6 protein-coding genes and 1 tRNA gene are annotated in these 8,635 nt (G+C 69.0%); 4 read left to right on the top strand and 3 right to left on the bottom strand.

What is annotated here, in order from left to right; genetic code table 11:
• Positions 1–253: 253 nt before the first annotated feature.
• Both ACFWEP_RS26930 and ACFWEP_RS26925 read left to right on the top strand, forming a co-directional pair.
• Entirely contained in the window at positions 254–1,714 is a 1,461-nt protein-coding gene (locus ACFWEP_RS26930; protein WP_387373689.1) for a pyridoxal phosphate-dependent decarboxylase family protein, read from the top strand.
• Positions 1,711–3,144, top strand: coding sequence for a lysine N(6)-hydroxylase/L-ornithine N(5)-oxygenase family protein (locus tag ACFWEP_RS26925; protein WP_387373686.1), 1,434 nt, complete (start codon positions 1,711–1,713; stop codon positions 3,142–3,144). Before ACFWEP_RS26930 ends, ACFWEP_RS26925 begins: the two co-directional genes overlap by 4 nt.
• Before the next feature lie 161 nt (positions 3,145–3,305).
• Here the strand turns inward: ACFWEP_RS26925 and ACFWEP_RS26920 are convergent, their stop codons facing one another.
• Entirely contained in the window at positions 3,306–5,138 is a 1,833-nt protein-coding gene (locus tag ACFWEP_RS26920; RefSeq protein WP_387373685.1) for a bifunctional metallophosphatase/5'-nucleotidase, read from the bottom strand.
• A gap of 357 nt (positions 5,139–5,495) precedes the next feature.
• On the opposite strand from ACFWEP_RS26920, the gene pyk reads away from it, so the two are divergent.
• Positions 5,496–6,932, top strand: coding sequence for a pyruvate kinase (gene pyk, locus ACFWEP_RS26915; protein ID WP_387373683.1), 1,437 nt, complete (start codon positions 5,496–5,498; stop codon positions 6,930–6,932).
• Positions 6,933–6,953: 21 nt separating this feature from the next.
• Here pyk and ACFWEP_RS26910 read toward each other — a convergent pair whose 3' ends face one another.
• Both ACFWEP_RS26910 and ACFWEP_RS26905 read right to left on the bottom strand, forming a co-directional pair.
• The gene (locus ACFWEP_RS26910; protein ID WP_387373681.1) at positions 6,954–7,730 is read right to left on the bottom strand and encodes a transcriptional regulator; all 777 of its coding nucleotides are present in this window, start codon (positions 7,728–7,730) and stop codon (positions 6,954–6,956) included.
• Positions 7,731–7,839: 109 nt separating this feature from the next.
• Positions 7,840–7,914 (bottom strand) — tRNA-Leu (locus tag ACFWEP_RS26905).
• A 100-nt stretch (positions 7,915–8,014) separates the two neighbouring features.
• On the opposite strand from ACFWEP_RS26905, the gene ACFWEP_RS26900 reads away from it, so the two are divergent.
• Positions 8,015–8,635, top strand: a 621-nt coding sequence (locus ACFWEP_RS26900) for an ANTAR domain-containing response regulator (protein WP_387373679.1), incomplete at its 3' end; no start/stop codon positions are given.

Here is an 8,635-nt window from a genome sequence, read left to right as displayed (position 1 = left end):
CCCCCATCGGGGGGAGCCGGGCGCGGTGCGTATCGGGCATCTCAACTGCCCGGTTTCAGAAGATGAGTTGGGCGGAAAGGCTGGTGCGCCACGTAGGTCCGCCACCCCGTCCGCGCGCATCGGTCTGGTTCGAACTCCCGTGCAGCGATGGGGAATACGTACGCGTGCGCCGCGACACACTCCCATACCCCTTTAGGGTCGGCATCGTTGGACCGAGCGGCCCAAGGGACGTACAGAACGAAGGGGCGCCCGCATGTCCACCGCCACCACACCACCGAAGGGGCAGCCCCCATCCATGTCCACCACTCCACCCCTCGCCGGCGGCACCGCGGGCCCCGACCACCTCCGCCCCCTGCTCGACACCGTCCTCGCCGCACTCCACGAAGGCGCCACCCGCCGCGCCGGTCCCCTCCCCGCCGGCGGCCCCACCGCCACCACCACCCGCACCCGCCACGCCATCGGCCCCCTGCTCCCCGACGAAGGCACCGGCGCCCACCACGCCCTGACCACCCTCGTCACCGCCCTCGCCGAAGGCGCGGCCGACCCCGCACACCCCCACTGCGCCGCCCACCTCCACACCCCGCCCCTCGCCCTCGCCGCAGCCGCCGACCTCGCCGCCTCGGCCCTCAACCCCTCCATGGACTCCTGGGACCAGGCACCCGCCGCCACCACCCTCGAAGCCGAACTCACCACCACACTCGCGCGCGAGATCTACCCGCACCACCCCCGCCCCGACGCCGTCATCACCACCGGCGGCACCGAAGCCAACCAACTCGCCCTCCTCCTCGCCCGCGAGCGCCACGGCCCCGTACAGACCCTCCACGGCGCAAACGCCCACCACAGCATCGCCCGCGCCGCCTGGCTCCTCGGCCTCCCCGCACCCCACGTCGTCCCCGCCCCCACCGGCGTCATGGACCTCACCGCCCTCCACCACGCCCTCACCACCACCCCCGGCCCCCACCTCGTCACCGCCACCGCGGGCACCACCGACACCGGAGCCATCGACCCCCTCACCGACATCGCCGACCTCTGCGACACCCACGGCGCCGAACTCCACATCGACGCCGCCTACGGCGGAACCCTCCTCCTCAGCCCCACCCACCGCACCAAGATCCACGGCATCCACCGCGCCCACAGCGTCACCCTCGACCTGCACAAACTCGGCTGGCAGCCGGCCCCCGCCGGCATCCTCGCCGTCCCCGGCCACCACCACCTCCAGCCCCTCCACCACCTCGCCCCCTACCTCAACGCCGACGACGACACCGAAGCAGGCATCCCCGACACACTCGGCCGCTCCCTGCGCACCACCCGCCGGCCCGACGCCCTCAAAATCGCCGTCACCCTCCAAGCCCTCGGCCGCGACGGACTCGCCGACCTCATCGACCGCACCATCGCCGCCGCCCACCACCTCGCCGACCTCATCACCCGCACCCAGGGCCTCGAACTCCACGCACCCCCCACCATCAGCACCGTCCTCTTCCGCCCCACCGACGCCGACGACCACACCGTCGCCACCCTCCGCCGCACCCTCCTCGACCGGGGCCTGGCCGTCCTCGGCCGCGCCCACGCCGACGGCCGGCTCTGGCTCAAAGTCACCCTCCTCAACCCCCGCACCACCTCCGCCGACCTCACCGGCCTCCTCGCCCACGTCACCCGCCTCGCCCACTCCGCCCGCCCCGACACCGAACTCACGGAAGGCCCCACCCACCGATGACCGACCGTCCCACCCCCACCACCGACCAGCCCCACGACCTCATCGGCATCGGCATCGGCCCCTTCAACCTCTCCCTCGCCGCCCTCGCCCACCACGTCCACCGGCCCCAGGAACCCCGAAACCCCCAAGCCCCGCTGACCACCGCCTTCTACGAACAACGCCCCGCGTTCCACTGGCACCCCGGCCTCCTCATCGACGGCGCCACCCTCCAAGTCCCCTTCATCGCCGACCTCGTCACCCTCGCCGACCCCACCAGCCCCTGGACCTTCCTCAACTACCTCCGCACCCTGGGCCGCCTCTACCCCTTCTACTTCGCCGAGCGCTTCCACATCCAACGCGCCGAATACGACGCCTACTGCCGCTGGGTCACCCACCAACTCCCCGGACTCCACTTCGGCCACCAGGTCGACGCCGTCCGCTGGAACACCGAACGCGCCCTCTTCGAAGTCGACTTCACCCAACTCGACCCCGACGGCGAAGCCGAAGCCCTCGGCCGCGCCCACACCCGCCACATCGCACTCGGCATCGGCACCGCACCCCACGTCCCCGCCCCGCTGCAGCCCCTCGCCGCAGCCGAGGACCTCCCCGTCATCCACTCCGGCAACTACCTCGACCACCGCGACGAACTCCTCACCGCCGGACACATCACCGTCATCGGCTCAGGGCAATCCGGCGCCGAGATCTTCCTCGACCTGCTGCGCGCCCGCCCCCACGGCCACGAAAAGCTCCACTGGCTCGCCCGCACCCCCGCGTTCGCGCCGATGGAATACTCCAAACTCGGCCTCGAACACTTCACGCCCGACTACACCCGCTACTTCCACGGCCTCCCCGAAGAGACCCGAGACCACCTCGTCACCCGCCAATGGCAACTCCACAAGGGCATCGACACCGACACCATCTCCGCCATCCACGACGAGCTCTACCGACGCACCCTCCACGGAGGCTGGCCCGACGCCACCCTCACCCCCGGAGTCCGGGTACGCACCGCGGGCCGCCTCACCGGAAACCGCATCGAACTCCACCTCGAACACATCGAGCAGAGCACCCGCACCCGCCACACCACCGACGCCGTCGTCCTCGCCACCGGCTACCGCGAACGCCCCCTCGACACCCTCCTCACCGCCCTCGCCCCGCACATCCGCCGCGACACCACGGGCCGTCCCCGCGTCGACCTCCACCACCGACTGGAACTCGACCCCGCCATCACCGGCAACATCTACGTCCAGAACGCCGAACGCCACACCCACGGCGTAGGCGCCCCCGACCTCGGCCTCGCCGCCCACCGCAGCGCCACCATCCTCAACCACCTCACCGGCACCACCCCCTACCCCCTCCCCGACCGCACCGCCTTCACCACCTTCGGCCTCACCCCCCACCCCGCAGTCCCTCCGCAGAACCCGCGCACCGCCCCCCTGCGCCAGAACACCTGACCCGCCCACCGGCACACCACGCGAAAGGGCGGCCACCCCGGCCCGAAAGCCGGAGCGACCGCCCCACCCACGTACACGTACCGAAAACCCTGGAAGGCCAGTACCGGAGAACCAGTACTAGAACACCGGCACGACTAGAACACCGGCACGACTAGACACCCTCACGACTGGAAAACCGGCACGCCGTCCCGCGTCAGACGCCAGCCGACCGTCGCGAACTCCGCCGGGTCGACCTCACCCTTCGCCGTCACCCACGCGATGATCGTGTTCCGGATCTCGTCCGAGTTCGCCCACACCTGCTGCGCACCCGGAACGTGCGGGAAGTTGCCGCCGCCGCTCGCCCGGTAGTTGTTCACCGCCAGCACGAACTTCGCCGCCGGGTCGATCGCCGCGCCCTCGAACGACAGCCCGACGATCCGCGAACCCGCGGGCTTCGCGATGTCGATGTCGTACGTCACGCCCGACAGCGCGTCGTAGTTGTAGTCCGGCGTGCTGTTCGCGTTCGTCAGCTTCGAGGTGTCCACCGCGGCACCCACCGCCGTCTGCACGTAGTACCGGGCCGAGAACTCCAGGTAGTCCTTCACCTGCGCACCCGTGATGACCCGCGCCTCCAGCGTGTTCTCGAACGGGTACAGACCCGCCGCGTCCTTGATCGTGACGTTGCCCGCCGGGATCGAGGCCGTACGCGAGAAGCACGACGCCTGCGACAGCACCGGCAGCGACGCGAACTCCCCGCCCGCCAGAGCCGCCCTCACCGTCTCCGCCTGGACGTGGTTGATCAGGTCGATGATCGGCTCGTCCTTCCACGGCGCGCTCGCCGTGGTCATCGCCGAGACCGAGGTGCCGATGACCTGGTTCACATAGGCCACCACCTTCGTGTGCTCGTCCTTCAGGAGCCGGGTGATCTTCTTGTCCTCGGCCACCGTGTTCGAATTCAGCACCTGGGCGCCGACCTTCTCGACCGTCCAGCGGCCCTTCTCCCACACCAGGTCGAAGTCGAACAGCGTCAGACGCTGGCCCCACTTCGCCGGCTCCGAGAGAACGACCTGCTTGCCCGTCTCCTTGTTCGTCACGAAGTACTCGGGAATCTCCGAGTGCGCGTGACCCACCAGGATCGCGTCGATCCCCGGCACCTGCTCCGCCACCAGACCGGCCGCGTTCTCCACGTAGGGGATCTGGTCACCGTACGAGGACGTACCCGACGTACCCGAGTGCGCCGACACGATCACGACGTCCGCACCCATCGAACGCAGCTTCGGAACCCAGCGGGCCGCCTGCTCCTCAAGACCCGGGAACACCATCTTCCCGCTCACGTTCGCCTTGTCCCAGATCGCGATCCCCGGGTTCGTCAGACCCAGCACCGCCACGCGCACGTCCTTGCCGTGCGGCGTGCGCACGCGCTTGATCACGTAGGGGGCGAACGCCGGCTTCAACGTCTTCGCGTCCAGCGCGTTCGCGCCGAGCAGCGGGAAGTCCAGCTGCTCCTCGAACTTGCGCAGCACCGGAATGCCGTAGTTGAACTCGTGATTTCCGAGCGCGGCGGCGTCGTAACCGATCGCGTTCATCGCCTGCGCCATCGGGTGCACCGGACCGCGCTTCGCCGTGATCGGGTCGATCTTCGCGTAGTAGTACGAAAGCTGGGTGCCCTGGATCGTGTCACCGGCGTCGATCAGCAGCGTGTTGCCCCGCCCCCGCTCCTTGCGGATCTGGTCCACCAGCGTCGAGATCTTCGCCAGGCCGACGTCGTTGTGCGCGGCGTCGTCGTACTCCTTGTCCGTGAAGTAGTCCCAGTTGAAGACGTTGCCGTGCATGTCCGTCGTCCCCATGACGGTGAACGAGTACCGCTTCCCGTGGCTCTCCCCGTGTCCGTGTCCGGGCCCGTGGCTCGACGGCGCGGCGGCCTGGGCCTCTCCCGCGACAACTCCGCCCGCCAGTGCGACACCCGCACCCGCGGCTGCCGAACGGCCCAGAAACGTCCTGCGGTTCAACGGCATCTCTCGTTACTCCTCGTTCAATCGGACGACGTGGGCGACCGGCGCCGGGCCGGCTCGTTCCCCGTTCATGACGCGCGTAGATTCTGACGCAGTCGGCGCATGCAGAACACCCTGTTCACATTTCGATCTGGTGACCGTCTGCGCACGAACCGCTGTCCCTGACGGAACATCCGGTCGATTTTTCAGCTGCCGAAAGGCGCCACGAGTTTCCCGGAGGCCCTGTCGGCCGCCCCGAAAACGCTCATCGGAGCGGCCGCCCGCGCAATTCAACACCTGTCAACATCCCTTAACCGAAAGGATGTTGCACGGTCATGCGGGGCCAATTGCCTACCCGTAGGTAAGGTTTAGGCTCGAAACATGCGCCGAGCGAAAATCGTCTGCACCCTGGGCCCCGCGACCGACTCGTACGACCAGATCAAAGCCCTGGTCGAAGCGGGAATGGACGTCGCCCGCTTCAACCTCAGCCACGGAAGTCACGCCGAGCACGAACAGCGGTACCACCACGTCCGCAAAGCCTCCGAGGAGACCGGCCGCAGCGTCGGCATCCTCGCCGACCTCCAAGGCCCGAAGATCCGCCTCGGGCGTTTCCGCGAAGGCCCCGTACTCCTTGAACGCGGAGACACCTTCACCATCACCGTCGAGCCTCTCGCCGACGGCGACAAGAACATCTGCGGCACCACCTACGACGGCCTCGCCGCCGACGTCACTCCCGGCGAGCGCATCCTCGTCGACGACGGCCGCGTCGCGCTCCAGGTGGCCTCGGTCGACGGCCCCCGCGTGCGGACCACCGTCCTCGAAGGGGGAGTGGTCTCCGACCACAAGGGCCTCAACCTCCCCGGCGTCGCCGTCTCCGTCCCCGCCCTCTCCGAGAAGGACGTCGACGACCTCCGCTGGGCCCTGCGCATCGGCGCCGACGTCATCGCCCTCTCCTTCGTGCGCAGCGGAAAGGACATCGTCGACGTCCACCGCGTCATGACCGAGGAAGGCCGCCGCCTCCCCGTCATCGCCAAGGTCGAGAAGCCTCAGGCCGTCGAGAACATCGACGACATCGTCGCCGCGTTCGACGGCATCATGGTCGCCCGCGGCGACCTCGGCGTCGAAATGCCCCTGGAGCAGGTCCCGATCGTCCAGAAGCGCGCCGTCAAACTGGCCAAGCGCAACGCCAAGCCCGTCATCGTCGCCACCCAGATGCTCGACTCGATGATCGACAACTCCCGCCCCACCCGGGCCGAAGCCTCCGACGTCGCCAACGCGATCATCGACGGAACCGACGCGGTGATGCTCTCCGGCGAGACCAGCGTCGGAAAGCACCCCATCGAGACCGTGCGCACCATGTCCCGCATCGTCGAAGCCGCCGAGGAGGACCTCGCCGCGGCCGGCCTCCCGCCACTCACCGACCGCAGCAAGCCCCGTACCCAGGGCGGTGCCGTCGCCCGCGCGGCCGCCGAGATGGGCGACTTCCTCGGCGCGAAGTTCCTCGTGGCGTTCACCCAGAGCGGCGACACCGCAAAGAGGCTCTCCCGCTACCGCTCGCCCATTCCGCTCCTGGCCTTCACCCCCGACGCCGCCACCCGTGCCCAGCTCAACCTCACCTGGGGCGTGGAGACCTTCCTCGGCCCGCACGTCGAGTCCACCGACGCGATGGTCGCCCAGGTCGACGAGGAGCTCCTGCGGATCGGCCGCTGCGAGAAGGGCGACGTCATCGTCATCACGGCCGGCTCCCCGCCGGGCGTCGCGGGCTCCACCAACCTCGTCCGCGTGCACCACGTCGGCGAGGACGACAGCCCGAAGTAGTCCTCTCCCAGGGGGCAGCTCTCAGTATTTCGGCCCGACGTGCGCGTCCATGAGCGCGACGGACGCCCGTCGGGCGACGGAGACGTTGTACCGCCGCCCGGCCCGGTCGCAGTGCGTCCACTCCACACCGAGCGCGTCCAGCGTGTCCGTGTAGAGCCGCCGGATGTCGTCCGAGACGTTGGTGAACCAGTACCTCGGGTACTCGTACCGCTTCCGCACCCCGGCGACGGTCCGGATCGTCCAGTTCGTGGCGCGGCAGCCGTCCGAGTGGACCAGCCCGCGCACGAACTCCCAGGGGTGCGCGGCGACGATCTCGCGCTGCCAGGGTTCGAGGGCGATGCGGCGCTCGTGCTTCTTGCCGGGGCCGTGCTGGGGGAAGAGGCAGGGCCAGTGCTTGCTGTACGAGGTGACGTACTGGCATCCGGCGGCTCGTACCCGCATGACCTTGTTCGCGGGGCGGACCTGCCGCACGGCGTCGGCACAGGCGTCGATGAGCCCCGGCCAGGCGTCGGCGCATGCGATGCGCAGGGCGTACACCTCGCGTCGCGCCGCGCTGAGGCAGCCGTCCCCTAGGTAGAGGCCGAGCAGATAGGCGTACGCGGCGGAGGGCTCGACCGCGGTGGGTGCGGGGGCACACCGGGGGCAGGGTTCCGCGCGGGCGGGGTCGAGCGGTTCGAGGCGGGTTTGCCAGGAGCGGATGGCGGAGCGGGAGACGCCGGTGAGCCTGCTCACGGAGTTGAGGCTGCGGCCCTGTGCCAACAGTGCCAGGGCGTGCTTTCGGGTTCCCAGGTCGTACATGGGAACGAGCTTTGCCGGAAGACGCGGGATGGGCGCGCAAGTCATTGATCCGTACTCAGATCAGGTGACGTTCCATGAATATGCGCGCGCCTTCGAAATGAAGGAAAAGTACCCCGAGTCGGACTCGAACCGACACTGTATGGGTTTTGAATCCATTGTCTCTAACCAATTGGACTACCGGGGCTCGCAGAATCGAAGGTTAATGTCGACCCGCTGATGATCCACCATACCGCAGCTAGGTAGGCTCTTGGGAGCAGTACCCCTGTCCTTACCGAGGAGCCCCCGTGACCACGCCCGAGTCGCCCGAGCCCGCAGACGCCGTCGACGACGACAAGTCGCACGTTCCGCCGCTGACGACCCGCGTCGTCATCGCCGAGGACGAAGCGCTCATCCGTCTGGATCTCAAGGAGATGCTGGAGGAAGAGGGGTACGCGGTCGTCGGTGAGGCCGGAGACGGCCAGCAGGCCATCGAGCTGGCCCGGGAACACCGTCCGGACCTGGTCATCCTGGACGTCAAGATGCCGGTGCTCGACGGAATCTCCGCCGCCGAGAAGATCTCCGAGGAGTCCATCGCTCCGGTCCTCATGCTCACCGCGTTCTCGCAGCGCGACCTCGTGGAGCGGGCCCGCGACGCCGGTGCGATGGCGTACCTGGTGAAGCCGTTCAGCAAGAGCGACGTGGTGCCCGCGATCGAGATGGCGGTCTCCCGCTTCGCCGAGCTGCGCGCACTGGAGAACGAGGTCGCGGACCTGGCCCAGCGGCTGGAGACCCGCAAGCTGGTCGACCGCGCGAAGAGCATCCTGCAGACCGACTACGGCCTCTCCGAGCCGGCCGCGTTCCGCTGGATCCAGAAGACGTCGATGGACCGGCGGCTCTCCATGCAGCAGCTGGCCGAAGCGCTGATC

Origin of the sequence: Streptomyces sp. NPDC060198, from assembly GCF_042728415.1 — a bacterium.
GTDB lineage: Bacteria > Actinomycetota > Actinomycetes > Streptomycetales > Streptomycetaceae > Streptomyces.
Note: the sequence above shows the minus strand (reverse complement) of the source record. Positions and strands in the feature narration are given on the sequence as shown.